The organism is Mycolicibacterium helvum (assembly GCF_010731895.1).
In the GTDB taxonomy this organism is placed as follows: domain Bacteria; phylum Actinomycetota; class Actinomycetes; order Mycobacteriales; family Mycobacteriaceae; genus Mycobacterium; species Mycobacterium helvum.
On the sequence record NZ_AP022596.1, the window covers coordinates 3901007 to 3926810 of the forward strand.

General features: G+C 66.5%; 28 protein-coding genes. 15 read left to right on the forward strand and 13 right to left on the reverse strand.

Going from position 1 to position 25804, the window contains the following annotated elements:
• The first annotated feature begins 4 nt into the window (after positions 1-4).
• A complete protein-coding gene (gene secA, locus G6N38_RS18360) occupies positions 5-2797 on the forward strand; it encodes a preprotein translocase subunit SecA (protein WP_163749511.1) in 2793 nt (930 codons plus the stop codon).
• Here secA and G6N38_RS18365 read toward each other — a convergent pair.
• Positions 2794-3255 carry an Rv3235 family protein gene (locus G6N38_RS18365; protein ID WP_163749512.1) on the reverse strand — a complete coding sequence of 154 codons (462 nt, stop codon included), beginning with the start codon at positions 3253-3255 and terminating at the stop codon, positions 2794-2796. The two genes, secA and G6N38_RS18365, sit on opposite strands and share 4 nt — an antisense overlap.
• 177 nt (positions 3256-3432) lie before the next feature.
• Here G6N38_RS18365 and G6N38_RS18370 point away from each other — a divergent pair, with 177 nt between their 5' ends.
• From G6N38_RS18370 to G6N38_RS18390, 5 genes are all read left to right on the forward strand, one after another.
• Positions 3433-4842 carry a WS/DGAT/MGAT family O-acyltransferase gene (locus G6N38_RS18370; RefSeq protein ID WP_163749513.1) on the forward strand — a complete coding sequence of 470 codons (1410 nt, stop codon included), beginning with the start codon at positions 3433-3435 and terminating at the stop codon, positions 4840-4842.
• A gap of 15 nt (positions 4843-4857) precedes the next feature.
• Positions 4858-5700: a polyphosphate kinase 2 gene (gene ppk2 / locus G6N38_RS18375; protein ID WP_407662768.1), complete on the forward strand. Its 843-nt coding sequence runs from the start codon at positions 4858-4860 to the stop codon at positions 5698-5700.
• Complete coding sequence (locus G6N38_RS18380; protein ID WP_163752098.1) at positions 5697-6203, forward strand: DUF6912 family protein; 507 nt, start codon at positions 5697-5699, stop codon at positions 6201-6203. Before ppk2 ends, G6N38_RS18380 begins: the two co-directional genes overlap by 4 nt.
• A 62-nt stretch (positions 6204-6265) precedes the next feature.
• Complete coding sequence (locus tag G6N38_RS18385) at positions 6266-7414, forward strand: ferredoxin reductase (RefSeq protein WP_163749514.1); 1149 nt, start codon at positions 6266-6268, stop codon at positions 7412-7414.
• 70 nt (positions 7415-7484) lie between these two features.
• Entirely contained in the window at positions 7485-8747 is a 1263-nt protein-coding gene (locus tag G6N38_RS18390; protein ID WP_163749515.1) for a fatty acid desaturase family protein, read from the forward strand.
• An 85-nt stretch (positions 8748-8832) separates the two neighbouring features.
• Here G6N38_RS18390 and G6N38_RS18395 read toward each other — a convergent pair whose 3' ends face one another.
• Genes G6N38_RS18395 through aroA form a run of 3 tightly spaced genes read right to left on the reverse strand, consistent with a single transcriptional unit; the run spans position 8833 to position 12000 of the window.
• Positions 8833-9681 (reverse strand): aldo/keto reductase, encoded by an 849-nt coding sequence (locus G6N38_RS18395; RefSeq protein ID WP_163749516.1) that lies wholly within the window; start codon positions 9679-9681, stop codon positions 8833-8835.
• Positions 9682-9721: 40 nt separating this feature from the next.
• Positions 9722-10711: a ribosome small subunit-dependent GTPase A gene (gene rsgA, locus G6N38_RS18400; protein ID WP_163749517.1), complete on the reverse strand. Its 990-nt coding sequence runs from the start codon at positions 10709-10711 to the stop codon at positions 9722-9724.
• Positions 10708-12000 (reverse strand): 3-phosphoshikimate 1-carboxyvinyltransferase, encoded by a 1293-nt coding sequence (gene aroA, locus G6N38_RS18405; RefSeq protein ID WP_407662999.1) that lies wholly within the window; start codon positions 11998-12000, stop codon positions 10708-10710. The genes rsgA and aroA overlap by 4 nt, the downstream gene beginning before the upstream one ends.
• Before the next feature lie 38 nt (positions 12001-12038).
• Here aroA and G6N38_RS18410 point away from each other — a divergent pair, with 38 nt between their 5' ends.
• Both G6N38_RS18410 and G6N38_RS18415 read left to right on the forward strand, forming a co-directional pair.
• Complete coding sequence (locus G6N38_RS18410) at positions 12039-12803, forward strand: SOS response-associated peptidase (protein WP_163749519.1); 765 nt, start codon at positions 12039-12041, stop codon at positions 12801-12803.
• A 55-nt stretch (positions 12804-12858) separates the two neighbouring features.
• Entirely contained in the window at positions 12859-14397 is a 1539-nt protein-coding gene (locus G6N38_RS18415) for an aldehyde dehydrogenase family protein (protein WP_163749520.1), read from the forward strand.
• A 30-nt stretch (positions 14398-14427) separates the two neighbouring features.
• Here the strand turns inward: G6N38_RS18415 and G6N38_RS18420 are convergent, their stop codons facing one another.
• Both G6N38_RS18420 and G6N38_RS18425 read right to left on the reverse strand, forming a co-directional pair.
• The gene (locus tag G6N38_RS18420) at positions 14428-15282 is read right to left on the reverse strand and encodes an SDR family oxidoreductase (protein ID WP_179968412.1); all 855 of its coding nucleotides are present in this window, start codon (positions 15280-15282) and stop codon (positions 14428-14430) included.
• Positions 15283-15292: 10 nt separating this feature from the next.
• On the reverse strand, positions 15293-15781 hold the full coding sequence (locus G6N38_RS18425; RefSeq protein ID WP_163749521.1) for a YbaK/EbsC family protein: 489 nt from the start codon (positions 15779-15781) through the stop codon (positions 15293-15295).
• A 243-nt stretch (positions 15782-16024) separates the two neighbouring features.
• On the opposite strand from G6N38_RS18425, the gene G6N38_RS18430 reads away from it, so the two are divergent.
• Together G6N38_RS18430 and rsrA are read left to right on the forward strand one after the other, a co-directional pair.
• Complete coding sequence (locus G6N38_RS18430) at positions 16025-16660, forward strand: sigma-70 family RNA polymerase sigma factor (RefSeq protein ID WP_179968577.1); 636 nt, start codon at positions 16025-16027, stop codon at positions 16658-16660.
• Complete coding sequence (gene rsrA / locus G6N38_RS18435; protein ID WP_163749522.1) at positions 16657-16968, forward strand: mycothiol system anti-sigma-R factor; 312 nt, start codon at positions 16657-16659, stop codon at positions 16966-16968. The genes G6N38_RS18430 and rsrA overlap by 4 nt, the downstream gene beginning before the upstream one ends.
• A gap of 44 nt (positions 16969-17012) precedes the next feature.
• Here the strand turns inward: rsrA and G6N38_RS31255 are convergent, their stop codons facing one another.
• Positions 17013-17087, reverse strand: a complete 75-nt coding sequence (locus tag G6N38_RS31255) for a 50S ribosomal protein bL37 (RefSeq protein ID WP_085976028.1) — start codon at positions 17085-17087, stop codon at positions 17013-17015.
• Positions 17088-17215: 128 nt separating this feature from the next.
• On the opposite strand from G6N38_RS31255, the gene G6N38_RS18440 reads away from it, so the two are divergent.
• Together G6N38_RS18440 and G6N38_RS18445 are read left to right on the forward strand one after the other, a co-directional pair.
• On the forward strand, positions 17216-17431 hold the full coding sequence (locus G6N38_RS18440) for a biotin/lipoyl-binding carrier protein (protein ID WP_047333209.1): 216 nt from the start codon (positions 17216-17218) through the stop codon (positions 17429-17431).
• A 4-nt stretch (positions 17432-17435) separates the two neighbouring features.
• Entirely contained in the window at positions 17436-18932 is a 1497-nt protein-coding gene (locus G6N38_RS18445) for a two-component system sensor histidine kinase PdtaS (RefSeq protein ID WP_163749523.1), read from the forward strand.
• 88 nt (positions 18933-19020) lie between these two features.
• On the opposite strand, the gene G6N38_RS18450 is transcribed toward G6N38_RS18445, so the two are convergent.
• Together G6N38_RS18450 and G6N38_RS18455 are read right to left on the reverse strand one after the other, a co-directional pair.
• On the reverse strand, positions 19021-19275 hold the full coding sequence (locus G6N38_RS18450) for a WhiB family transcriptional regulator (protein WP_163749524.1): 255 nt from the start codon (positions 19273-19275) through the stop codon (positions 19021-19023).
• Positions 19276-19509: 234 nt separating this feature from the next.
• The gene (locus G6N38_RS18455; RefSeq protein ID WP_163749525.1) at positions 19510-20538 is read right to left on the reverse strand and encodes a diacylglycerol/lipid kinase family protein; all 1029 of its coding nucleotides are present in this window, start codon (positions 20536-20538) and stop codon (positions 19510-19512) included.
• A 91-nt stretch (positions 20539-20629) separates the two neighbouring features.
• Between G6N38_RS18455 and G6N38_RS18460 the strand changes: the two genes are divergently transcribed.
• Positions 20630-21103 carry a GtrA family protein gene (locus G6N38_RS18460; RefSeq protein ID WP_163749526.1) on the forward strand — a complete coding sequence of 158 codons (474 nt, stop codon included), beginning with the start codon at positions 20630-20632 and terminating at the stop codon, positions 21101-21103.
• 25 nt (positions 21104-21128) lie between these two features.
• Complete coding sequence (locus G6N38_RS18465) at positions 21129-21518, forward strand: hypothetical protein (RefSeq protein WP_163749527.1); 390 nt, start codon at positions 21129-21131, stop codon at positions 21516-21518.
• Here the strand turns inward: G6N38_RS18465 and G6N38_RS18470 are convergent.
• Genes G6N38_RS18470 through G6N38_RS18480 form a run of 3 tightly spaced genes read right to left on the reverse strand, consistent with a single transcriptional unit; the run spans position 21515 to position 23696 of the window.
• Positions 21515-21994 (reverse strand): GNAT family N-acetyltransferase, encoded by a 480-nt coding sequence (locus G6N38_RS18470; RefSeq protein ID WP_163749528.1) that lies wholly within the window; start codon positions 21992-21994, stop codon positions 21515-21517. The genes G6N38_RS18465 and G6N38_RS18470 overlap by 4 nt on opposite strands.
• Positions 21991-23088 carry an isochorismate synthase gene (locus tag G6N38_RS18475; RefSeq protein ID WP_163749529.1) on the reverse strand — a complete coding sequence of 366 codons (1098 nt, stop codon included), beginning with the start codon at positions 23086-23088 and terminating at the stop codon, positions 21991-21993. The genes G6N38_RS18470 and G6N38_RS18475 overlap by 4 nt, the downstream gene beginning before the upstream one ends.
• The gene (locus G6N38_RS18480) at positions 23085-23696 is read right to left on the reverse strand and encodes an acid phosphatase (protein WP_163749530.1); all 612 of its coding nucleotides are present in this window, start codon (positions 23694-23696) and stop codon (positions 23085-23087) included. Before G6N38_RS18480 ends, G6N38_RS18475 begins: the two co-directional genes overlap by 4 nt.
• Positions 23697-23766: 70 nt before the next feature.
• On the opposite strand from G6N38_RS18480, the gene G6N38_RS18485 reads away from it, so the two are divergent.
• A complete protein-coding gene (locus G6N38_RS18485) occupies positions 23767-24567 on the forward strand; it encodes a ParA family protein (protein WP_163749531.1) in 801 nt (266 codons plus the stop codon).
• Here G6N38_RS18485 and G6N38_RS18490 read toward each other — a convergent pair.
• Entirely contained in the window at positions 24564-25793 is a 1230-nt protein-coding gene (locus G6N38_RS18490) for an Rv3212 family protein (RefSeq protein WP_163749532.1), read from the reverse strand. The two genes, G6N38_RS18485 and G6N38_RS18490, sit on opposite strands and share 4 nt — an antisense overlap.
• Between the last annotated feature and the right edge of the window lie 11 nt (positions 25794-25804).

Here is a 25804-nt window from a genome sequence, read left to right on the forward strand (position 1 = left end):
AAATGTGCTGTCGAAGTTGCTGCGCCTTGGTGAAGGTCGCATGGTCAAGCGCCTCAAGGGGGTGGCTGACTATGTCAACACCTTGTCCGACGACGTAGAGAAGCTCTCCGACGGTGAGCTGCGGGCCAAGACCGACGAGTTCAAGAAGCGCGTCGCGGACGGCGAAAGCCTCGATGACCTATTACCCGAGGCTTTCGCCGTCGCACGTGAGGCGGCTTGGCGGGTGCTGAGCCAGCGCCACTTCGACGTCCAGGTGATGGGCGGCGCGGCCCTGCACTTCGGCAACGTCGCGGAGATGAAGACCGGTGAGGGCAAGACCCTGACCTGTGTGCTTCCGGCCTACCTCAACGCGCTGTCCGGCGATGGCGTCCACGTCGTCACGGTCAACGACTACCTGGCCAAGCGCGACAGCGAGTGGATGGGCCGCGTGCACCGTCACCTGGGGCTCGAGGTCGGCGTCATCCTGTCCGGTCTGACCCCCGACGAGCGCCGGGCGGCGTACGCCGCCGACATCACCTACGGCACCAACAACGAGTTCGGCTTCGACTACCTACGCGACAACATGGCGCATTCAGTCGAGGAGATGGTGCAGCGCGGCCACAACTTCGCCATCGTCGACGAGGTCGACTCGATCCTCATCGACGAGGCCCGCACCCCGTTGATCATCTCCGGCCCGGCCGACGGCGCCTCGCACTGGTATTCCGAGTTCGCCCGGCTGGCCCCGTTGATGAAGAAGGACACCCATTACGAGGTGGACATCAAGAAGCGCACCATTGGTGTGCACGAGCTGGGTGTGGAGTTCGTCGAAGACCAGCTGGGCATCGACAACCTCTATGAGGCCGCCAACTCGCCGCTGGTCAGCTATCTCAACAACTCGCTGAAGGCCAAGGAGCTGTTCGAGCGCGACAAGGAGTACATCGTCCGCAATGGCGAGGTACTGATCGTCGACGAGTTCACCGGCCGCGTGCTGATCGGGCGCCGCTACAACGAGGGCATGCACCAGGCCATCGAGGCCAAAGAGAACGTCGAGATCAAGGCCGAGAACCAGACCCTGGCCACGATCACCCTGCAGAACTATTTCCGGCTCTACGACAAGCTCGCCGGCATGACCGGCACCGCCGAGACCGAGGCTGCCGAGCTGCACGAGATCTACAAGCTCGGTGTGGTCCCGATCCCGACGAACCGGCCGATGGTCCGCAAGGATCAGACCGACCTGATCTACAAGACTGAGGAAGCCAAGTACATCGCCGTCGTCGACGATGTCACCGAGCGCTACGAGAAGGGTCAGCCGGTCCTGATCGGCACCACCAGCGTGGAGCGTTCGGAGTACCTGTCGCGGCAATTCACCAAGCGTCGCGTCCCGCACAACGTGCTCAACGCGAAGTTCCACGAGCAGGAGGCCGCCATCATCGCCGGGGCCGGCCGGCGCGGGGCGATCACGGTGGCCACCAACATGGCCGGCCGCGGTACTGACGTCGTGCTGGGCGGCAACGTCGACTTCCTGGTGGATCTTCGCCTGCGTGAGCGGGGTCTGGATCCGGTCGAAACCCCCGACGAGTACGAGGCCGCTTGGCAGGAGGAGCTGCCGAAGATCAAGGCTCAAGCCGCCGAAGAGGCCGAGCACGTCATCGAGGTCGGCGGCCTGTACGTGCTGGGCACCGAGCGCCACGAGTCACGCCGTATCGACAATCAGCTGCGCGGGCGTTCCGGTCGTCAGGGCGACCCCGGCGAGTCGCGGTTCTACCTGTCGCTGGGTGACGAGCTCATGCGGCGATTCAACGGCGCCACCCTGGAAAGCCTGCTGACCCGGCTCAACCTGCCCGACGACGTGCCGATCGAGGCCAAGATGGTCACCCGCGCCATCAAGAGCGCGCAGACCCAGGTCGAGCAGCAGAACTTTGAGATCCGCAAGAACGTGCTCAAGTACGACGAGGTGATGAACCAGCAGCGCAAGGTCATCTACGAGGAGCGCCGCCGGATCCTGGAGGGCGAGAACCTCGAGCAGCAAGCTCACGACATGCTGGTCGACGTCATCACCGCTTACGTCGACGGCGCGACCGCCGAGGGCTACGCCGAGGACTGGGATCTCGAGCAGCTGTGGACCGCCCTGCGGCAGCTGTACCCGGTGGGCATCGACCATCACGATCTGCTCGACTCCGACGCGGTCGGCGAGCCCGGTGAACTGACCCGCGAGGAACTCCTCGATGCGTTGGTCGCGGACGCTGAAAAGGCTTATGCCACACGGGAAGCGGAGATCACCGCGCTGGCCGGCGAGAGCGCCATGCGCCAGCTGGAGCGCAACGTGCTGCTCAACGTGATCGACCGCAAGTGGCGCGAGCACCTCTACGAGATGGACTACCTCAAGGAAGGCATCGGCCTGCGGGCCATGGCGCAGCGCGATCCGCTGGTCGAGTACCAGCGTGAGGGCTACGACATGTTCGTCGGCATGCTCGAAGGCCTCAAGGAGGAGTCGGTCGGCTTCCTGTTCAACGTCCAGGTGGAGGCGACGCCGCAACCGGCGGTCGGCGCCGTCGACACCCCGCAGGGCTTGGCTGATCTGGCTGGTCAGCAGCAAGAGCCGGCACCGGCACCGGCACCTGCGTTGCATGCCAAGGGAATTGACGACGGGGACTCGCGCCAGCTGACCTACTCCGGTCCCGCCGAAGACGGGTCGGCCGAAGTGCAGCGCAATGGTGGCGGCAAGCATGCGGCGCCCGCTGCGGGCACGACGCGCAAGGAACGTCGCGAGGCGGCCCGTAAGCAAGCAAAAGAGGGCAAGACACTCAGGCGCGGCTAGCCGATGTGCAGCGCCACCACCTGCCAGCGCAATCCCGTTGGGGTAGCGACTTGCTCGACGCGGCAGGCGATGGCGTGGGTGCGGTCGTCTCGGCTGTAGATGGCTGCCACCTCGGCTGCCGATCCGTCCGTTCCGACCGGCTGAACCCGCAGCCGGCGCAACCGTGCGGCGCCGTTGCCCGTGTTGCGAGCCACCGCGGGTAACAGCGAGTCGACCAGCCCGGCGGCCAGCAGCGGCCGCAGCTGCGCCAGTGACCGCCGCCGGTCGAGCACCTCGAGTACCCGGCGCAGCGCAGCATCGGCGAACCCGGCTGCGGCGCGAACCGGAGCGGCCTCGGTTGGCGGCGGTGCCGGCCGCCGCGGTGCCGCGCCACCGCGTGGGCGCAGGAGGCGCACCCGCTCGGGTGCGGGGCCTAAGACGGGTGGCTCGTAGTCGACGACGGGAACGACGCAGGACATGGGGACTCTCCGGGCTCGGTCGGTGGGGACCGGCCGCCGGAGAGGGGCGAACCGATGGCGCCATGATGGCACACTCGTCGCACCCGTGTGTGCACCCGCGATGCGGGGATCGGGGGTTGGCAGTTACCGTGTCGAGACGAAGTCGGGGATTACTTCGGTGAGGAGAATGTCGCGACGATGGTGACTCGGTTGTCAGCATCGGATGCGGCGTTTTATCACCTGGAGAACACCTCGACCCCGATGTACGTCGGCTCGCTGTCGATCCTGCGCAAGCCCCGGTCCGGTCTCAGCTACGAAACTCTGCTGGAGACCGTCGAACAACGGCTGCCCCAAATCCCGCGCTATCGCCAGAAGATCCGCGAGGTGACCCTGGGCCTGGCACGTCCGGTGTGGGTGGACGATCCCGACTTCGACATCACCTACCACGTGCGGCGCTCGGCGCTGCCGTCGCCGGGAAGTGATGCGCAGCTGCACGAACTCATCGCCCGACTGGGTTCCCGCCCGCTGGACCGGTCCCGTCCGCTGTGGGAGATGTACCTCATCGAGGGCCTGGCCAAGAATCGGCTGGCGATCTACACCAAATCCCATCAGGCCCTCGTCAACGGAATGACCGCGCTGGAAGTCGGCCACGTGATCGCCGACCGCACCCAAAAGCCGCCGACGTTCGGTGAGGACATCTGGATCCCGGGCCGCGAGCCGACCAACAATCAACTTCTGCTCGGCGCGGTCGGGGAGTGGCTGGCGCGCCCGAGGGTGCAGATGCAGGCGGTCCGCTCGGCCATCGGCGAGGTCGCCACCAATAGCGGCGAGCTGGTCGATCTGGCCAGGCGGCTGACCGACGTCGCGCGTACCGTCGCCCGCGGCACCGCACCGGACAGCCCGCTGAACACCAAGGTGTCCCGTAATCGCCGGTTCACCGTCGCGGCCGGCTCGTTGGCGGATTACCGGCTGGTGCGGTCACGCTACGAGTGCGACGTCAACGACGTGGTGCTGGCCGTGATCGCCGGCGCCCTGCGCAACTGGCTGCTGTCCCGAGGTGAGCCGGTCACCAACAGTTCGACGGTGCGGGCGATGGCGCCGACGTCGGTGTATCCCGAGGCCGTCGAGGACACCTCCGGTCCCGGCCAGGCCATCAACGAGGTGGCACCGTTCTTGGTCGACCTCCCGGTGGGAGAGGGCAACGCGGTGGTACGGCTGTCTCAGATCGCCCACACCACCGAATCGCATTCGGCGGCGGCCAGTCTGGTGGATGCCCGCACCATCGTCACGCTGTCCGGGTTCGCGCCGCCGACGTTGCACGCGATGGGCACCCGGGTGGCCACCCAGTTCTCGGCGCGCCAGTTCAACCTGCTGATCACCAATGTTCCCGGCCCGCAGTCGCAGATGTATGTGGCCGGGGCCAAGCTGTTGGAGACCTTCGCGGTGCCCCCGCTGCTGCACAATCAGGTACTGGCCATCGGTGTGACGTCGTATTGCGGCATGCTGTATTTCGGCATCAACGCCGACCGCGACGCCATGAGCGATGTCGATGTCTTGCCGACGCTGCTGGCCGAATCGCTCGAGGAACTGCTCGAAGCCGCTCAGTAGACGTAGGATTCGGCGGTGGGCAAGGACGATTCCAGTGACGATGATCCAGTCAAGAAGCGCAACCGCAAAATTCCCAAGGACGTGTATGAAGCCGAATTATTCCGGCTGCAAACCGAATTGGTGAAGATGCAGGAGTGGGTCAAAGCCACCGGTGCGCGGATCGTCGTCGTGTTCGAAGGGCGGGACGCGGCTGGCAAGGGCGGCACCATCAAACGTGTCACCGAATATCTGAGCCCGCGCGTGGCCCGCATCGCCGCGTTGCCCGCGCCCACCGAACGTGAGCGCGGCCAGTGGTACTTCCAGCGCTATATCGAGCACCTGCCGGCTCGCGGTGAGATCGTCCTGTTCGACCGGTCCTGGTACAACCGCGCCGGTGTCGAGCGGGTGATGGGGTTCTGCACGCCCAAGGAGCACACCCTGTTTCTGCGGCAGTGCCCGATCTTCGAGCAGATGCTGATCGACGACGGGATCATCGTGCGCAAGTACTGGTTCTCGGTCTCCGACGACGAGCAGTTGCGCCGGTTCAAATCTCGTCGCAACGATCCGCTGCGGCGCTGGAAGCTGAGCCCGATGGACCTGGAGTCGGTGTACCGCTGGGAGGACTACTCCCGGGCCAAAGACGAGATGATGGTGCACACCGACCTCCCGACCAGCCCCTGGATTGTCGTGGAGTCCGACGACAAGAAGCATGCCCGGCTCAACATGATGGCCCACCTGCTGGCCAGCATCAATTACGAAGAAGTTCCGCACCCGCCGGTCGAACTGCCCAAGCGACCGCTGATAGGCAACTATCAGCGCCCATCGCGGGAGGTGTCGACCTATGTCGATGACCACGTCTCCACGTTGCTCGGAGACTGATGCGGGTCTATATCCCGGCCACCTTGGCCATGCTGCAGCAGCTGGTTGCCGACGGATCGCTCCAGCCGCTGAGCGGGACGGCGTTCGCCGTCACGCCGACCCTGCGGGAGTCCTACGCCGAGGGCGACGACGAGGAGCTGGCCGAGGTCGCGATTGGCGAGGCGGCGCTGGCGTCGCTGCGGCTGCTGGCTGCTGAGGCGGACCACGCCGATGGCGGGTTGCCGCTGCGCCGGGCGGTCGTCATCGCGGACGCGGATGCCACGGTGCGACCGGATCTGGACGACGCGGTGGTGCGGGTGAGCGGCCGGGTGAACCTGGATCAGGTGGTCGCTGCCTACGTGGACAACGCCGACGCCGAACCCGCCGTGAAGGCCGCGATCGCCGTTGTCGACGACGCCGATCTGGGCGACGACGACGCCGAGTTCATCGTGGGCGACGCCCAGGACCACGCCCTGGCCTGGTACGCCACCCAGGAGCTGCCGTTTCTGCTCGATTTGCTCTGAACGCCTAGATACGGGACCGTAAGTTACGGTACCGTAGGTTAACGGCCAGTAGGAGATGCGCGATGGTTAAAAACCAGGTCAAGATCAGTGCGAACGTGGTCGACACGGTTCGCCCCACGGTGGCCGGCGAGGGTCGCAACCCCGCGATCGACGCGGTCCGAGCCCTGATTGGACGGATCACCACACCGCTGCTGCCCGACGATTACCTCCAGCTGGCCAACCCGTTGTGGTCGGCACGCGAGATGCGCGGCCGGGTGCTCGAGGTCCGCCGGGAAACCGAGGACTCGGCGACGCTGGTGATCAAACCCGGCTGGGGGTTCACCTTCGACTATCAGCCCGGCCAGTACATCGGCATCGGCCTGCTGGTCGACGGCCGCTGGCGGTGGCGGTCGTACTCGCTGACGTCGAGCCCGCACTCAGACGGGTCGGGTCGCTCCAGGACCATCACGATCACCGTCAAGGCCATGCCCGAGGGCTTTCTGTCCACCCACCTGGTCGGTGGAGTGAAGCCCGGCACGATCGTCCGGTTGGCCGCCCCGCAGGGCAACTTCGTGCTACCCGATCCTGCGCCGGCCTCGGTGCTGTTCTTGACCGCCGGCTCCGGCATCACCCCGGTGATGTCGATGTTGCGGACCCTGACGCGTCGTAACCAGATTGGCGATGTCGTTCACATCCATTCGGCCCCAACCGAATCGGACGTCATGTTCGCCGGCGAGCTGGCTCAGCTGGCTCGAGACCACGACAGCTACCGGCTGACCGTGCGCACCACTCGCACCCAGGGGCGCCTGGATCTGCGTCAGCTCGACGACGTGGTCGCAGACTGGCGTACGCGCCAGACTTGGGCCTGCGGCCCGGAAGGGATGCTCACCGAGGCTGAGAAGGTGTGGCAGGCGGCCGGGATCGGCGAGCAGCTGCACCTGGAGCGGTTCGCGGCGTCTCGGGCGGCCGCGCACGGGCAGGGCGGCACCGTGACATTCGGCCGCAGTGGCAAGACCGTGACGGTGGACGCTGCGACGTCGTTGATGGAGGCCGGCGAGACGGCCGGGCTGCAGATGCCCTTCGGCTGCCGGATGGGTATCTGCCAGTCCTGTGTGGTGCCCCTGGTCGATGGCCACGTCCGCGACCTGCGCACGGGCGCCGAACACGAACCGGGTACTCGGATCCAAACCTGTATTTCGGCTGCATCGGGCGACTGTGTGATCGATGTCTGAGGTTTACTGGCTAGTAACCTACGGGTACGTAGGTTACGGTACCGTAGGCATAAGAAGGGAGGCGTGACTGATGGCTATTACCGATATTGATGCGTTTTCGCATCTGACCGAGGCTGATATCGACAGCTTGGCGGTTGAGCTCGACTCGATCCGCCAGGACATCGAGGATTCCCTGGGCGCGCGGGATGCGCGCTATATCCGGCGCACCATCGCCGCTCAGCGCGGACTGGAGATTGCCGGCCGCCTGATGCTGACTGCCGGCACCAAGCGATCCGCCTGGTGGGTAGGCACCGTGACCCTGGGCGTGGCCAAGATCATCGAGAACATGGAGATCGGCCACAACGTCATGCATGGCCAGTGGGATTGGATGAACGATCCCGAGATTCACTCCTCGTCGTGGGAGTGGGACATGAGCGGCGTGTCCAAGCACTGGCGGTTCACCCACAATTTCATGCACCACAAGTACACCAACATCTTGGGTATGGATGACGACGTGGGCTACGGCGTCATCCGGGTCACCCGCGATCAGCGGTGGAAGCCGTTCAACCTGTACGGCAACCTGCTCTTCAACACCCTGCTTGCCGCTGGCTTCGAGTGGGGCGTCGGCCTTCAGCATCTGGAGCTCGGCAAGATCTGGAAGGGCCGCGACGACCGTAAGGCCACCTTGATTCGGGTGCGCGAATTCGGCGTCAAGGCGGGACGGCAACTCCTCAAGGACTATGTCGCCTACCCGGCGCTGACGTCGTTGTCCCCGGGCGCCACATACCGCTCGACGGCCACCGCCAACGCTGTGGCCAACGTGATCCGCAACGTGTGGGCCAACGCGGTGATCTTCTGCGGTCACTTCCCGGATGGCGCAGAGAAATTCACCAAGACCGACATGGTGGGCGAGAGCAAGGGTCAGTGGTATCTGCGCCAGATGCTGGGCAGCGCCAACATCGACGGCAGCCGGGCCATGGACTTCATGACCGGCAACCTGTCGTACCAGATCGAGCACCATCTCTATCCCGACCTGCCGAGTAATCGGCTGGCCGAGATCTCGGTGCGGGTGCGCCAGGTCTGCGACAAATACGACCTGCCCTACACCAGCGGGCCGTTCCTGGTGCAGTACGCCAAGACCTGGCGCACGATCGCGAAGTTGTCGCTGCCGGACAAGTACCTGCGCGACACCGCCGACGATGCACCCGAAACCCGCAGTGAGCGGATGTTCGCCGAACTCGATCCGGGCTATGCCGGTGTCGATCCGAGCACCGGTCGCAAGCGTGGCCTGAAGTCGGCGATCGCCGCGGCGCGCCAGTGGCGCCGGGACAAGCGCACGGCCAAAGCCGCCTAGGGTTTTCAACGAAATCGACGCTGGCGTGGGAAAGTCCGAGTGACTCCCACGCCAGCGTCGATTTCGGCGTTCTAGGACTGATCGTCTACTTCGGGATCCAGTCGAACACGTCCGGGTTGGGGCCCCTGCGTCCAGCCTCGCCCTTGTCGAGGGCGGTGATGGCGTCGATGTCGGTGTCGCTCAGCTCAAAATCGAAGATCTCGGTATTTTCCTTGATGCGCTGCGGGGTAACGGATTTCGGGAAAACGATGTCGCCACGCTCGATGTGCCAGCGCAGCACCACCTGAGCCGGGCTCTTGCCGAGGCGCTCGGCGATCGCGCCGATCACCGGGTCGCCGAGCACCGCGCCCTGGGCGATCGGTGACCACGCCTCGGTGAGAATGCTGTGGTCGATGCCGTAGCCGCGCAGCTCGTCGTTGGCGAAGTACGGATGCACCTCGATCTGGTTGACGGCGGGCACGATCTCGGTGTCGCGTGCGAGCTGCTCGAGGTGGTGGATTCCGAAGTTGGAGACGCCGATGCTGCGGGCGCGGCCGTCTTTCTTGAACTCCTCCAACGTCTTCCACGTCGAGACAAAGTCGCCGTCGTAAAGCGTCGGCAGCGGCCAGTGGATCAGGAATAGGTCGACGTAGTCGAAGCCCAGCGCCTCGATCGTTCCGTCGAACGCGCGCCGCGCATCGTCGGGCCTGTGGAAGCCATTGTTGAGCTTGCTGGTGATGTAGACCTCGCCGCGGTCGATGCCGGAATCCCGGATACCGTCGCCGACACCCTTTTCGTTCTGGTACATCTCGGCGGTGTCGATATGGCGGTAGCCGATCTCCAGCGCGGTGCGCACGGCCGCCGCGGTCTCATCAGGAGCGATCTGGAAGACGCCAAACCCGAGCTGGGGGATGGAAGTGCCGTCGTTGAGTGTCAGATTTGGAATGGTGCTCATATCTGCGGCGTGCCCTCTCGATTGGTGGTGCAAACAATTATCAATACGCTGCGCCCTCTGACAACGCGGCCAGCAACCGCCGAGCGGCGCCGACGCGCCGCGCGGGTGCACCGGTCAGCGCGTCGAGTGCGCATTCCGGGTCGGCCGGTGGTCCCATGTGGCCGCAGCCGCGGGGGCAGTCTTTGATGACGTCGGCCAGATCCGAAAACGACCGCAGCACGTCGTCGGGCTCGATGTGGGCCAGGCCGAACGACCGGATGCCCGGGGTATCGATGACCCAGCCGCCGCCGGGCAGCGGCAGTGCCACCGACTGCGTCGATGTGTGCTTGCCTTTGCCGACGCCCGATACCTCACCCGTGGCGCGGTCCGCATGCGGCACAAGGCGATTCACCAAGGTGGATTTGCCAACTCCGGAGTGGCCGAGCAGCACGGTGACCTGCCCGGTCAGTAGCCGCTGCACCTCATCGATCAGGTCGCCACGGCCGGCGGTGAGCACGGTGAGCTCCAGATCGGCGAACTGTTCGGCGAACGGCCCGGCCGGCGCGAGGTCGGTCTTCGTCAGGCACAGAATCGGCCTGATCCCGCCGGCGTAGGCCGCGATCAACGCCCGGTCGACCAGTCCGGTGCGCGGCGGCGGGTCGGCCAGGGCGATCACCATGAGCAACTGGTCGGCGTTGGCGACGACCACCCGTTCCGTGGGATCGGTGTCATCAGCGGTGCGGCGCAACACCGTTCGCCGTTCACTGCGGCGCACGATCCGGGCCAGTGTGTCGGGCCGCCCGGAGAGGTCACCGACGACGTCGACGTGATCGCCGACGACGATCGGCGTGCGGCCCAGTTCGCGGGCGCGCATCGCGGTGACGTGCCGGTCCGGATCGCCCTCGAGAACGCAGCCCCACCGGCCGCGGTCGACGGTGACCACCATGGCTGACACCGCGTCGGCGTGCTCAGGACGGGTCTTGGTACGGGGCCGCGAGCCACGGCCCGACCTGATCTTGACGTCGGACTCGTCGTACTCGCGAGGGCTCAAGCGCGGCCCACCATCTCGGTCCACAGCTGCGGAAAGGCCGGCAGCGTCTTGGCGGTGGTCGCGATGTCCTCGACCGTCACACCCGGTACTCGCAGGCCGACGATCGCCCCGGCCATCGCCATCCGGTGATCGGCGTAGGAATGCCAGGTGCCGGCGTGCAGCGGTACGGCGGTGATCACCAGGCCGTCATCGGTTTCGGCGCAGTTGCCGCCGAGCGCGCTGAGTTCGGTGCGCAGCGCCGCCAGCCGGTCGGTCTCGTGGCCGCGCAGATGCGCGATGCCGGACAGTCGTGACACCGAGCCCGGGGCGGCCAGCGCGGCCAGTGCGGCCACCGCCGGGGCCAGCTCGCCCACGTCGTGCAGGTCTACGTCAAAGCCATCATAGGATTGTGGCCCGCGCAGTTCCAGGTGTGAATCTTCCTGGTGCACAGTCGATCCGAGTAACCGCAGGATGCCAACAATGGCGTCGGCGGGCTGCACACTGATCGCCGGCCAGCCGGTGATCCGCACCTGCCCACCGGTCACCACCGCCGCTGCCAGGAACGGCACCGAATTGGACAGATCCGGCTCGACATCCCAATGCCGGGCTGCGATCGGTCCCGGCGTCACCCGCCACTGATTGGCGCCTGCGTCGTCGACGTCGACGCCGGCCTCACGCAGCATCGCCACCGTCATAGCGATATGTGGTGCCGAGGGCACCGATGTGCCGGTATGCACGACGGTCAGGCCCTTACTGAAGGCGGCACCAGAGAGCAGCAGGCCCGAGACGAACTGTGAGGAGCCCGAGGCGTCGATGTGCGCGGTGCCGCCCTCGACCGCGCCGCCACCGCGAACCAGAAACGGCAGCCCGGTGCCGTCGATGTCGACACCGAGCCCACGCAGTCCGTCGAGCAGGGGAGCGATCGGCCGGATTCGGGCCTGTTCGTCACCGTCGAACTCGACGACCGCGGTGCTCAGGGCCGCCAGCGGCGGGACGAACCGCAGCACCGTGCCGGCCAGTCCACAGTCGATGCGTGCCTGCGGGTCCGGCGCGAGCGTCCCGCCGACCACCAGTTCGGCGTCGGCGCCGGCGACCTCGATACCGAGCGCTTGTAGAGCGCCGATCATCAGGTTGGTGTCACGGCTGCGCAACGCGCCGCTGATCGTGGACTCGCCCTGCCCCTGGGCGGCGGCCAGCGCCGCGAGCACCAGGGTTCGGTTGGTCTGGGATTTCGAGCCGGGCACTATCACCGTGGCGTCGACGGCGGTCGCTGTTGATGGTGCCGTCCACAACTCGGTGCTCACGGCTATACATCCTGCCTTGTCGGTCCGTGCGTCACGATGGAGGTATGTGCGGACGATTCGCGGTGACCACCGACCCGGCGCTGCTGGCCGAGAAGATCCACGCCATCGACGAGGCAACCGAAGCAGCCAAGGAGGCCAGGGGAGCCAACTACAACGTCGCCCCGACGGCCACCATCGCCACGGTGGTCAGCCGCCACACCGAACCCGAAGACACCCCAACCCGGCGCGTGCGATTGATGCGCTGGGGTCTGGTGCCGCCCTGGGTGAAGGCGACCGCTGACGGCACCCCGGAGACCAAGGGCCCCCTGCTGATCAACGCGCGTGCCGAGAAAATCACCAGCTCACCGGCTTTTCGGGCGTCGGCGAAGAGCAAGCGTTGCCTGGTGCCGATGGACGGCTACTACGAGTGGAAACCCAACCCGGACACCCCGGCCGGCAAGAAGGCCCGCAAGACGCCGTTCTACCTGCACCGGACCGATGACGAGCCGCTGTTCATGGCCGGGCTGTGGTCGGTGTGGAAAAAGGATGATGCGGCCACGCCGCTGCTGACGTGCACCATCATCACCACCGACGCCGTCGGGGAGCTGGCCGAGATCCACGACCGGATGCCCCTGATCGTCGATGAGCGCGATTGGGACCGCTGGCTGGACCCCGACCAGCCCGCCGACACCGACCTGCTTACCGCGCCGCCGGATATCGCCGGGATCGACTTACGGGAAGTCTCGACCCTGGTCAACAGCGTTCGCAACAACGGGCCGGAGCTCATCGAGCCGGCCGGTCCGCACAACCAACCGGTTGGACTGTTCTAGCGACTCGGCTGCGGTTACGCTCACAGGCGAGATCCGTCCAGCGAGAGGAACCGCCATGACCGCGGTCGAGCCGAAGGCCGATCAGGCCACCATCACCGTGCGTAACCCCGCCGATGGCCGCGTCGCCGGAACCGTGCCGATCGACGGCCCGGAGACGGTGGCCGCCAAGGCCGCAGAACTGCGGCTGTTCCAAACCGAGTGGGAAGCGATCGGGCCGCGCGGGCGCAAGACCTGGATGTTCAAGTGGCAGGACTGGATCCTCGACCACGCCGACCACCTCACCGAGGTGTTGATGTCGGAGACCGGAAAGTCGCACAACGATGCCAGCCTTGAACCGGTGGCCCTAGCCGACTCCATCAAGTATTGGGCAGGCAATGCCGAGGTGTTCCTGGCCGATGTGCACCCCAAGCCGCACACCCTGGTCTACCGGACGAAAAAACTGACCACGGTGTACCGGCCGTATCAGCTGGTCGGGATCATCGAGCCGTGGAACTTTCCGCTCGCGATGCTGGCCCTCGACGTGGTGCCCGCCCTGGCGGCCGGCGCGGCGGTACTGCTGAAACCGTCTGAAGTGACCCCGCTTTCGGCGGTCGAGTTCGCCCGCGGCTGGTCAGAGGTCGGTGCTCCGCCGATCCTGGGCCTAGCCACCGGTCACGGCGCCACCGGCGCAGCGGTGATCGAGAACTCCGACTACGTCCACTTCACCGGGTCGACGGCGACCGGTCGCAAGGTCGCCGTGGCGTGCGCCCAGCAGCTCAAACCGTTCAGTCTCGAACTCGGCGGCAAGGACCCGGCGATCGTGCTGGCCGACGCCGACATCGACCGCGCGGCCAACGGCATCGCCTGGGGTGGCATGTTCAACTCCGGTCAGGTCTGCATCTCGGTGGAGCGGGTCTACGTCGAGGCACCGGTCTATGACGAGTTCGTCGGTAAGCTCACCGCGAACGTGCGCAATATCGCTCAGGGGCAAGAGGATTCGGGCTACAAGTACGACACCGGCGCGATGGCCACCGCCGCGCAACGGGACATCGTCGACCGCCACGTTCAGGACGCCGTCGCCGCCGGGGCGCGGGTACTCACCGGCGGCAAGCCCACCGGGGTCGGCACATTCTTCCAGCCGACCGTGCTGGCCGATGTCACCCCGACCATGGCCTGCATCGCCGAGGAAACCTTCGGCCCGACGCTGCCGGTGGTCAAGGTCGCCGACGAGGAAGAAGCCATCCGGCTGGCCAACGACTCCGAATACGGGTTGTCGGCCACGGTCTGGACCGGCGACACCGAGCGCGGTGAGCGGATCGCCCGGCGGTTGGAGTGCGGCGCGGTCAACATCAACGACGCGCTGACCAACGTGTTCTGCCCGCCGCTGCCGATGGGCGGCTGGAAGGACTCCGGTATCGGCTACCGTGCCGGCGGCGCGAGCGGGCTGATCAAGTTCTGCCGCCAGCAGGCGATCACCGCGCCGCGGATCCCGACCCAGAAGTCGGAGCTGGTGTGGTACTCGTCGTCGAGGCGGCAGGGCCGGCTGGCGCTGGCAGCGATGCGGGCGTTCGCCGGTACGGGTGTGCGCCGCTTCGGGCTTCGCCCGGGCAAATAGAAGCCAGCCACCGCCGCCCGGGTCTACGCCTCAGGGGTTGCGGTAGCCGGGCGGGTTGGGGGTGTCGACCCACAGGTCCACCCCCAGCTCGGAGCCCGGAATGCAGTCGTAGACAGACAGATCCGTGACGCCGGAATCGAGCAGCACGTCCTCACACAACAGCGTCTGACCGGTGTATTCGCCGGCAGGCCTGCTCAGCACCGCGTAGGCGGCGTCGGCGTAGACCTCGGGTTTGCGGGAACGCGCCATCGCCTCGTCGCCGCCCAGCAGGTTCTGCACCGCGGCGGTGGCGACCATGGTGCGCGGCCACAGTGTGTTCGAGGCAATGCCCGCATCGCGAAGCTCTTCAGCAATGCCCAACGCACACAGGGTCATTCCGAACTTCGCCATCATGTACGGGGTCGGCTTGAGCCACTGCGATTCCAGCCGGATCGGCGGTGAGAGCGTGAGGATGTGCGGGTTCTCCCGGCCCTTCATGTGGGGGATGCACGCCTGCGAGACGGCGTAGGTGCCGCGCACCTGGATGCCGTTCATCAGATCAAAGCGCTTCAGCGGCACCTCCTCGATTGAGCCGAGGTTGATCGCCGAGGCGTTGTTGACGCAGATGTCGATGCCGCCGAACTGCTCGACGGCTTTGGCGACGGCGGCGGCTACCGAGTCGCCGTCGCGGACGTCGCCGACGATCGGCAGGGCCTGGCCGCCGACTTCCTCGATCTCCTTGGCCGCGGTGTAGATGGTGCCCGGCAGCTTGGGGTGGGGCTCAGTGGTCTTGGCCACCAGTGCGACATTGGCTCCGTCGGCCGCGACGCGCTTGGCGATGGCCAGGCCGATGCCGCGGCTGGCGCCGGAGATGAACATGGTCTTGCCGGAGAAAATACCTGCCATCCGTGCCACCCTAGACCGCGCGGATATCGGCAGTCACCGCCCGTGCCAACCGCACGAGATCCTGCGGAGCGACCGCCACATCCCAGCCGCGCTTACCGGCGCTGCACAGCACGCGCTCGAAGCTCAGCGCCGAACTGTCGACCACCGTCGGTAGCCGCTTGCGCTGGCCTAGCGGCGAGATACCGCCCAGCACGTATCCGGTGGCGCGTTCGGCGGCCGCCTGATCGGCCATCGCCACCTTCGACAGCCCTAGTGCCGCGGCAGCGGCCTTCAGCGACAGCTTCCACGGCACCGGCAGCACCGCCACGGCCAACACCGGCCCCGCCGCGATGACCAGCGTCTTGAAGATCTGCTCAGGTAGCAGCGAATCGCCCGCCAGGGCGGCGACCGCCTCGTCGCCAAACGACTGCGCTCGCGGGTCGTGGTGGTAGCGCAACACCTCATGGGGCGCGCCGGCTGCCACCAGGGCGGCGATCGCCGGGGTTGCTGCACGACTCACCGGCACAGTTAACCGTGGGAAATAGCCTGGTGAGAAATCCTGTTGTGGTCAGTGATCACAGTTCTCAAGGGCAGCGATCGAAAAAGTTGTTGGTTACAGCCTTAGGATCGGAAGGAGAGAAGTCCGGTGTCAGCTGCAGTCGCCATGATGGCTCAAGAGCAGGCACCCGCATTTCTCGTCCGTCCGATACCGCTGCCGGAGCTCGTCTGGGGCGCCGCGGCAGAAGGGACTGTGTCACCCACGATGACCGATATCGACACCGAGGCGCCCGCGCGCGAAGAGTCCGACGCGGAGTTGACCGCGCGCTTCGAGCGTGACGCGATACCGCTGCTGGACCAGCTCTACGGTGGTGCGCTGCGCATGACGCGCAATCCCGCCGATGCCGAAGACCTGCTGCAGGAAACCATGGTCAAGGCGTACGCCGGTTTCCGGTCCTTCCGCGAGGGCACCAACCTCAAGGCGTGGCTGTACCGGATTCTGACGAACACCTACATCAACAGCTACCGCAAGAAGCAGCGCCAGCCGGCCGAGTACCCGACCGAGGAGATCACCGACTGGCAGTTGGCGGCTAACGCCCAACACACCTCCACCGGACTGCGTTCGGCTGAGGTCGAAGCACTCGAGCTGCTGCCCGACACCGAGATCAAAGAAGCTCTGCAGGCCCTGCCTGAGGAGTTCCGGATGGCGGTGTACTACGCCGATGTCGAGGGCTTCCCCTACAAGGAGATCGCCGAAATCATGGATACCCCGATCGGGACGGTGATGTCCCGGCTGCACCGAGGCAGGCGCCAACTGCGTGCCCTGCTCGCCGACGTGGCCAAGGAGCGCGGCTTTAACCGCGGTCAAGTGGAGGACACGCCGGAGGAGGTCGTTTCATGAGCGACGAGAACGTATCGGGCGATATGGAATGGCGCCCGCCGATCGGGCCGGTGGACCCGGATCATCCCGAGTGCGCTGCGGTGATTGCCGAGGTGTGGACGCTGCTCGACGGTGAATGCACCGCCGAGACGAAAGACCGCCTGCGCCATCACCTCGAAGAATGCCCGACGTGCCTTCAGCACTACGGGGTGGAGGAGCGCATCAAGAAGCTGGTCGCGTCCAGATGCAGCGGGGACAAGGCACCCAAGCACCTGTTGGAGCGGGTGCGCCTACAGATCAGCCAAACGACGATTATCCGGCGCGGATAGCGTGCCAGAACAAAAGAGCCCGGCAGATGCCGGGCTCTTTGTTATCAGGCGTTGGGACGCCTGCCGTGATTGGCTTTGCTGTGCTTGCGGTCACGCTTCTTACGACCACGCTTGGCCATGATGTACCTCCATGTGATTTGACGCTGCATACAGTGTCTCACGGCGCAGTCGAACCTCTGACCACCCGGTGTTGTGGTTCGATAGAGCCGCATCAAGAGTTTGAGCAGTACCAAGAGTGAGGGTGAAGATGGCCGAGGATGTTCGCGCCGAGATCGTGGCCAGTGTGCTCGAGGTCGTGGTCAGCAAGGGAGACCAGATCGGCGCGGGCGACACCCTGGTGCTCCTGGAGTCGATGAAGATGGAGATCCCCGTGCTGGCCGAAGTCGGCGGCACTGTCACCGAGGTCAGCGTGTCGGTGGGCGATGTCATCCAGGCGGGCGACCTCATTGCCGTGATCGACTAGCTCCGTGTCCACCCTCGGTGACCTGCTCGCCGAGCACACGATGCTGCCGGGCAGCGCCGTGGACCACCTGCATGCGGTGGTCGGCGAATGGCAGTTGCTGGCGGACCTCTCGTTCGCCGATTACCTGATGTGGGTGCGCCGCGATGACGGCGTGCTGGTCTGTGTGGCCCAGTGCCGGCCCAACACTGCACCGACCGTCCTGCTCAAGGATGCCGTCGGCACCGTCGTCGCCGACGGCGACTTGCCCCTGGTGACCGCGGCGTTCACTTCGGGTGCGATCGGCCGTGGTGACAGCGATCCAAAGCTGCGCGAACCCGACATCGACGTCGAAGCCGTTCCGGTCAGATACAGCAACCACGTGGTGGCCGTCCTGACCCACCAGACCGCGCTGGCCGAGCGGCGCACGTCCTCGCCACTGGAGCGGGCCTACCTGGACTGCGCGGGCAACCTGCTGCACATGCTGTCCGAAGGCACGTTCCCCAACGTCGGCGATCTGGCGCTGTCCCGGTCGAGCCCGCGGGTCGGTGACGGTTTCGTCCGTCTCGACGTCGACGGCGTCGTCGCCTACGCCAGCCCGAACGCCTTGTCGGCCTACCACCGCATGGGGCTGGCCGCTGAACTCGAGGGCCACAACCTGGTGGCGATCACCCGGCCGCTGATCTCCGATCCGTTCGAGGCCCTGGAACTGGCCGAGCATGTGCGTGACTCGCTGGCGGGCGGGTCGAGCATGCGGCTGGAGGTCGACGCCGGCGGTGCCGCGGTACTGATGCGCACGCTGCCCCTGGTGGTCCACGGCGCTGCTGCCGGGGCGGCGGTACTCATCCGGGACGTCACCGAGGTCAAGCGCCGCGACAGGGCGCTGCTGTCCAAGGACGCGACCATCCGCGAGATCCACCACCGGGTCAAGAACAACCTGCAGACCGTCGCTGCGCTGCTGCGACTTCAGTCCCGGCGCACCAGCAACGAAGAGGCCCGCGAGGCGTTGATGGAATCGGTACGCCGGGTGGCTTCCATCGCCCAGGTGCACGAGGCGTTGTCGATGTCGGTGGACGAGGAGGTCAACCTCGACGAGGTGATCGACCGGATCCTGCCGATCATGAACGACGTGGCCCGCGTCGATACGCCCATCCGCATCAACCGGGACGGCGCGCTGGGCGTGCTGGACGCCGATCGGGCCACCGCCCTGGTGATGGTGGTGACGGAGTTGGTGCAGAACGCCATCGAGCATGCCTTCGAGCCGTCGGCCAAACAGGGCTGCGTGACCATCCGGGCCGAGCGTTCTGCGCGGTGGCTGGACGTTGTCGTACACGACGACGGGCGTGGGCTGCCCGACGGTTTCAGCCTGGAGAAGTCCGACCGGCTGGGTCTGCAGATCGTGCGGACCCTGGTCACCGCGGAGCTCGACGGTTCGCTCGGAATGCACGACGTTCCCGGCGGCGGGACCGACGTCGTGTTACGTGTGCCACTCGGGCGACGGACAAGCGCGCGAGTTCCGCAATAGCAAATGTGACGGACGCAACATTGGGAAATAAAAATCGCGGCCCCAGGCATTTGCCGGGGCCGCGATTTTAAGAACTGTCGAAAGGGACTTAGACGCTGCTGCGCGCCCGCGTGCGGGCATTACGACGCTTGAGCGCGCGGCGCTCGTCCTCGCTCATGCCGCCCCAGACACCGGCGTCCTGGCCGGACTCCAAAGCCCAGCTCAGGCACTCCGTGGTCACCGGACACCGGTTGCACACGAGCTTCGCATCAGCGATCTGAGCGAGTGCCGGACCGCTGTTTCCCACCGGGAAGAACAGTTCCGGATCCTCGTCCCGACAGATCGCCTTGTGGCGCCAATCCATTTGTCGCTACTCCTTACTAAGTGCGCGACTAATCGCGCTGGCTTTTTCTTCGGCTGTTAACGCGTGCACACAAATGTTTCTGTGCTGTTGCATCCGATCGTTTCACAGCCTCGACGGATGTCAATAGGACTCAGTTAACACGTGGGCAATCTCACTGCGGGGGTCGGTCAACTAACCCTCCACCCGTTTGTACTACACTCAACCCACCTGCGCCCTCAGGCGAACCGCGTGAAGTTATTGCCGCTGGTCAGAGGGTGTGGCGACAGGTGGAGCAACTACGCTCAACGCCTCCGGAACCGACCGGAACGACATTTCTTCGCGCAGCCCGAGAAAATCTCCGTCGATCTGGCTAGCGACCGGTTCGGCGCTTCGGATCCGCACCCAGGCCACGTCGTCGTCCCGGATCAGGTGCTTGGCCTTGATGTTGTGCTTCTGCGACACCATGCGTCGCACCAGCATCAGGTTTCTCCAAACGTTCATGCTGGTCACGGCGAAAACGCCTAGGCCAGTCCCGAACGTGGTGTCCGGGTTGGTCCACACCGGCGTGGTGTTGGCGTAGGTCCACGGGCTTGAGTTGGAGATGAAGGCGAAGTAGACGCCGGTTATCGGTGGCTGGCCGGGAAGCTCGAGAGTCAGCAGGGGATCTTTGCGGGCGCTGGCCAGCATTTGCCGCACCGCCACCCGGATGTAGCGGCCCGCAGTTACTTTGCGGCCCTTGGCGCGCTGGGCTTCCACCGCCGCCACGACATCGCCGTCCACGCCCATCCCCGCGGTGAACACCGCCCAGCGCTCGCCGCAGTCCATCAGCCCGATCCGTCGCCACGACGCGCCGTTGCGACGCGCGCTGAGCAGGTCGACCAGCTGATTGGTGGCCACGGTCGGGTCCGGACTGATGCCCAGCGCCCGCGCGAAGACATTCGCCGACCCGCCGGGCACCACCGCCACGGCGGGCATGGTGTCCGGCTGCGGCCGGTCGCTGCGCTCCTGCCCGCCGGTGTCATTCCCCGGGTCGCTGCGCTCCTGCCCGCCGGGACGCCCCATCAGCCCGTTGACCACCTCGTTCACCGTGCCGTCGCCGCCGTGAACGATGATCACGTCGGTGCCGTCGCGCTTGGCCGCCTCGGCGATCTCGATCGCGTGGCCGCGGTGGTCTGTGTGCACAACGGTTAGCTCCACGCGACTCTCCAGTGCATGCGCGAGCAGATCGCGGCCGGCTGGGGTCGTGGAAGTGGCGTTCGGGTTGACGATCAGGACGGCGCGCACGAGCGATGAGCCTAACCGTGCGGTGGATCTGAAAACGAAGTGTTTGCCTGCTCATCACCAAGGGGACAGCTGCCGGTGGAATGCTCGCGACGTGATCGTGGGGTCGGAGCCAGGTTCGGCCAGCGCCGTCGGCTGGTTTCACCGGGTCTGTGAGACCGTCGTCGCACGTTTGCCGTTCGGCCTGAATTCCGTTGTGGCGCCGACCTTTTTAGGGTTTGCGGTAATCAACTCCGGTACCTTCGCGCTCGACCTGGTGGTGCTCACGCTGTTGCACGGGGTGTTGCACGCGCCGTTCGGGCTCGCGGTGACGGTGGCCTACGCGTGCGCCTTCGCCGCGAGCTACGTCCTCAATCGTGTGGTGAACTTCCAGTCGCACGGTGCGCTCGGGCCGCAGCTGGCCGTCTACATCGTCGTGGTCGTGATCAACTATCTGGCATTCATCCTCGGAGTCTCCAGTGCGCTGCGCGCCCTCGGCGTCGAGTACCACCTGGCCCGGATAGCGGCAGGGGCCTGCGAGGGGATCTACATGTACTGCGCCATGCGGTGGGTGGTGTTCCGGCGCTGATGCGGCGTCGGGCTACCTTACGGGGGTGAGCGAACTTCCTGTCCCGCCTGTGGTCCGTTACGCCGGTTTCGCTTCGGCCGCCGAAGGTGTCGTGGCAATCGTTGTGGCCGTAGTGCTGGTAGTGCGCGCAGTTTCCGGCGCCGACCAGCACATCGTCAACGGATACGGCACCGCCGGCTGGTTCGCGGTGATGGGCGCCGCCGTCTTGGCCGCCGGCTGGGCGCTGATCACCGGACGGCGGTGGGGCAGGGGCATCGCGGTGTTCGCCAACCTGCTGCTGTTGCCGGTCGCCTGGTACATCGTTGCCGGCCACCAACCCGTCTACGCGGTCGCGCTCGGCGGGGTGGCTATCGCGGTGCTCGCGCTGTTGTTCAGCCCGCCGGCACTGCGCTGGGCGTCGCGGGTCGACGACTAGATCTCTGCCGCCAGGACGTCGAGTTTCGGCCCGCTCACCCGGTAGGTGATCCACTCCGACATCGGTTTGCCGCCAACGCTGTCGTAGAGCGCGATCGCGTTGACGTTCCAGTCCAGCACCGCCCACGTCAGGCGGCTGTAGCCGTTGTCGACGCATTCTTTGGCCAGCGTTGCCAGCAGCGCCCGAGCCAGCCCACGCCGGCGGAACTTGTCGCGAACGAACAAGTCTTCCAAGTAGATTCCGGCCACACCGTCCCAGGTGGAGAAGTTGAGGAACCACAACGCCACCGCGGCGGCTTCGCCATCGACCTCGGCAAGGTGGCAGAATCCGATCGGTTTCTCGGCGAAAAGTGCTGTGGCGATCTGGGTTTCGGTCACTGTGCACTGATCGGACGCGTGCTCGAATTCGGCGAGCTCGCGGATCATTGCGACGATATCGGCTTCGTCCCCGGGACGGGCCGGACGGATCACGGTCATTGCTGCGCTCCCAGTGCCGACAGGATGGTCCTGAATTTGGTTGTGGTTTCCGCGACTTCGTCGTCGGGATCGGACTCGGCGACGATACCGCCGCCGGCTTGCGCGAGTGCCCCGCGCCGGTCAGCGGACAGTTGTGCGCCGCGGATCGCCACCACCCAGCGGCCGTCGCCGCGGGCATCGCACCAACCCACCGCGCCGGCATAGAAGCCGCGGTCGCCTTCCAGCTGCGCGATCAAGTCGACCGCGTCCCGGGTCGGTACGCCACCCACCGCCGGCGTGGGGTGCAGCGCCAGCGCCAAATCGATTGCGGTGATCGAGGTGTCACGCAGCCGGCCACGGATCGGGGTGGACAAGTGCCACAGCGCGGCGGTGTGGCTCAGCTGCGGTTGGGCGGCCACGTCGAGCTCGGCGCACAGTGGCTCGAGTGCGGTGCGCATGGTGTCAACGACCAACTGGTGCTCGTGCCGGTTCTTGCCCGACTCGGCAAGCGCGGCGCCATTGGCGGCGTCGGTCTCCGGGTCCGCCGACCGTGGCGCCGACCCGGCGAACGGCTGGCACGTCACCACCGCACCGGAACGGGCGACCAGCAACTCGGGGCTGGCGCCGACCAACGCGGCGCCGGTGTAGCTTCCGCCGGCCGGGGACAGATCGGCCAGGTACGCGCATGCCTCGGCGTCGTCGGCCACCAGCCGGCGCAGGATCGCCCGCTCGTCCAGCGGCCCGTCGGCCACAAGGCTCAGCGCGCGCGCCAAAACCACCTTCTGCAAAGCGCTTTGGGGATTGGTGAGGTGATCCAAGGCGGTCCGGATCCGGGATCGGTGCTCATCGGGCGAGGGCAGGGTCGCGGCGATCCGCACCCCGGGCAGCACCGCGCTCGGCCACGCAGGCAAGGCGTCGGTGAACTTCACCGCCGTCGGCGACAGCAACGCGGCCTTGCCCCTGACGTCGAACGGTAGCGCCCCGACCACCACGGCGGCTGAGCCGTCGGCCAACGCAGCCGACGCCGCGGCAACGTCGTCGTAACTCGTCTCGATCCCCTCGGCGACCACCGTCCCGGCGGGCCCGCTCAGCACGAATGACGGCTGCGCCATCACGTCCCGGTGACCGGCTCGCGGTGGGTGGTCAGGCCCAGCGCCGAGAGCTGCCGCAAGCCGTACTCGAAACCGCCCACCGCGACCGAGGCCGGGCCGAACCCGTAGCGCGCGCCCTCACGCAGCGGCTGCTCGACCCAGCGGGTGGCCACCGACCGGGAGAAATGGCCGTGGCCCACGAACACCACATCGCGGTCGACCATGTTGTCCAGGGCGTAGGACACCGCCTGGTCGGCGCGCATGCTGACCTGGTCGACGCTCTCGCCGCCGGGACAGCCGTAGGTCCACAGCAGCCAGCCGGGGGTGTCGGTGCGGATCTGTCGGGTGGTCAGGCCTTCGTAGTCGCCGTAGTTCCACTCCACCAGCAGCGGGGACACCTCGTCGACGGTCAGCCCGGCCAGCTCGGCGGTGGCCAGCGCGCGCTTGCGCGGACTACTGATCACCAGCGGGTTGTCCAGGCCGAGATGGGCGAGCGTCAGGGCGGCAAGTTTGGCCTGCTCGCGCCCGTACTCGGTGAGGTCGAGGTCGGTGATACTGGTGTGCTGGCCGCTCTTGGACCATTCGGTTTCGCCGTGCCGAAGCAGGACCAACCGATGTGTACCGACGCTCACGCTCACTGATTCTGCCCGATGACCAGGCGCGCCGTCGCAGCCGGGACGCAACTGCTCAGAACCTGCAAGGATGGTCCCTGTGACCCGAGTATTGGCGGTCGCCAACCAAAAAGGTGGAGTGGCCAAAACAACCACGGTCGCGTCTCTGGGTGCGGCTTTCGTAGATGCAGGCAAGCGTGTCTTGCTCATCGACCTCGACCCGCAGGGCTGTCTGACCTTCTCGCTGGGTACCGACCCGGACAAGCTGCCGGTATCGGTGCATGAGGTGCTGCTCGGCGACGTCGAGCCCAGTGCCGCCCTGGTGGATACGGCCGAAGGCATGACGCTGCTGCCGGCCAATATCGACCTGGCCGGTGCGGAGGCGATGCTGCTGATGCGGGCGGGCCGGGAGTATGCGCTGAAACGTGCGCTGGACAAGCTCGATCAGTTCGACGTCGTGCTCATCGACTGTCCACCGTCGCTGGGCGTGCTCACCCTCAACGGGCTGACCGCGGCCGACGAGGTGATCGTGCCGCTGCAGTGCGAGACGCTGGCGCATCGCGGTGTGGGTCAGTTCCTGCGCACAGTCGATGACGTGCAGCAGATCACCAACCCGAAGCTGAAGCTGCTGGGCGCGCTGCCCACGCTGTACGACTCGCGCACCACGCACAGCCGCGACGTGCTGCTCGACGTCGCCGACCGCTACGACCTGCCGGTGCTGGCTCCGCCGATCCCGCGAACCGTGCGCTTCGCCGAGGCCAGCGCATCCGGTTCGTCGGTGCTGGCGGGACGAAAGAGCAAGGGCGGCATGGCTTATCGCGATCTGGCCAGCTCGTTGCTGAAGTATTGGAAGTCGGGCAAGGCGCTGCCGACGTTCACCCCGGACGTCTAGGGATTCGTCCCGAACGCGGCTAGCGCCGCTCCGCGCTGCTCGATGACCTTCGAGTCGGTGACGGTGGGAACCACCGGTCCGGTGCCGTCCGGGTGGGTGACGGCGATGATGCGTTCGCTGGTGCCGTTGGTCGGGTCGTACACCCCGATGCCGTTGGTCAGCGGGATGAGCAGGCGCCCGGCCATCATCGCGCCGGGGCCCAGCGGGCCGACGGCGCCGGATGCCTCGATGGTGTAGCGATAGGACAGTCGGCTGTTGAAAACTTCCACGCTATCGCCGGTCCACCAGGTGAACATGTCACCGGCGCGGGTGACGGACAGGGCCGGATTCGCCAGTACCGGAGGCTTTTTCAGCAGTGTGCTGGCGATCTTGCTGCCGGTGTCGTCGTAGACGGCGATCTCAGGTTGGGGCGTGGGCAGGTACACCGCGGTGGTGGTGCCCGACACGGCCAGCACCCGCGCCTCGGAATCGGCGGCGACGCCGGGCAGCGGCACGTTCTTGGTGTCGGGTTCGTCTTCCTCTTTCGCCGGCTTGAGCAGCGTCAGGCGCAGATCCTTCTGGTCCCGGCAGGCTTCCAGCACCGACACCGCCTCGTCGCTGGCGGCCGCCGACATCAGCGCGCAGCCGGCGCCGAGACCCTGGTTGACCGGTTTGACCCGGGCGTCGATTTCGCCATAGGACAGCATCCGCACCAGATCCGAGCGCCACAGTTCCAGCCGGGTGGGGCCAGCCGACAGAACGGCGCTGCCGTTGGAGCTGAGCACCACTTGCTTGTCGGCGTATGCGGTGCGGGTCGGCCCGCGTTGTCCCGTACCGCCGTTGATGCCGCTGACCTGCCCGCAGCCGCGGACATCGGGGTAGACCGCCACGGCGAGGTCGTAGACGTAGGACACCCCGCACAGGTTGGTGTCGCGGGCGAAGGTCCATCGGGTCTGGCCGGTCTGCGGATCGCGGCCCTCGACGGTGGTCCCATCGCCGGTCACCACGGTGCCGCCGACGACGATCGGGCTCAGCGTGCGCGGGCTGGCCGCAGTCCACAGCTGGTGCAGTGTGTCGGGAACTACCCGCGCCGGTACCGGATTGGGCGCGGGCGAGGTGGCGGGCCGGCTGATCGTGGCGCGCGCCGAACTGTTCCACCAGAACAGCGCGGCGACGACGGCCACGATAAGCGTGATCGTCGCCGCGGCGACGAGATCGCCCTTGGTGCGGCGCTCAGGTCTGACCATCTAGGCGACGA

Excerpts from the sequence above, each read along its gene's own strand:
- G6N38_RS18365 (WP_163749512.1), bottom strand. The coding sequence starts at position 3,255 with ATGTCCTGCGTCGTTCCCGTCGTCGACTACGAGCCACCCGTCTTAGGC.
- G6N38_RS18370 (WP_163749513.1), top strand. The coding sequence starts at position 3,433 with ATGGTGACTCGGTTGTCAGCATCGGATGCGGCGTTTTATCACCTGGAG.
- G6N38_RS18385 (WP_163749514.1), top strand. The coding sequence starts at position 6,266 with ATGGTTAAAAACCAGGTCAAGATCAGTGCGAACGTGGTCGACACGGTT.
- G6N38_RS18390 (WP_163749515.1), top strand. The coding sequence starts at position 7,485 with ATGGCTATTACCGATATTGATGCGTTTTCGCATCTGACCGAGGCTGAT.
- G6N38_RS18395 (WP_163749516.1), bottom strand. The coding sequence starts at position 9,681 with ATGAGCACCATTCCAAATCTGACACTCAACGACGGCACTTCCATCCCC.
- G6N38_RS18410 (WP_163749519.1), top strand. The coding sequence starts at position 12,039 with ATGTGCGGACGATTCGCGGTGACCACCGACCCGGCGCTGCTGGCCGAG.
- G6N38_RS18415 (WP_163749520.1), top strand. The coding sequence starts at position 12,859 with ATGACCGCGGTCGAGCCGAAGGCCGATCAGGCCACCATCACCGTGCGT.
- G6N38_RS18420 (WP_179968412.1), bottom strand. The coding sequence starts at position 15,282 with ATGGCAGGTATTTTCTCCGGCAAGACCATGTTCATCTCCGGCGCCAGC.
- G6N38_RS18430 (WP_179968577.1), top strand. The coding sequence starts at position 16,025 with ATGACCGATATCGACACCGAGGCGCCCGCGCGCGAAGAGTCCGACGCG.
- rsrA (WP_163749522.1), top strand. The coding sequence starts at position 16,657 with ATGAGCGACGAGAACGTATCGGGCGATATGGAATGGCGCCCGCCGATC.
- G6N38_RS18440 (WP_047333209.1), top strand. The coding sequence starts at position 17,216 with ATGGCCGAGGATGTTCGCGCCGAGATCGTGGCCAGTGTGCTCGAGGTC.
- G6N38_RS18450 (WP_163749524.1), bottom strand. The coding sequence starts at position 19,275 with ATGGATTGGCGCCACAAGGCGATCTGTCGGGACGAGGATCCGGAACTG.
- G6N38_RS18470 (WP_163749528.1), bottom strand. The coding sequence starts at position 21,994 with ATGACCGTGATCCGTCCGGCCCGTCCCGGGGACGAAGCCGATATCGTC.
- G6N38_RS18485 (WP_163749531.1), top strand. The coding sequence starts at position 23,767 with ATGGTCCCTGTGACCCGAGTATTGGCGGTCGCCAACCAAAAAGGTGGA.
- G6N38_RS18490 (WP_163749532.1), bottom strand. The coding sequence starts at position 25,793 with ATGGTCAGACCTGAGCGCCGCACCAAGGGCGATCTCGTCGCCGCGGCG.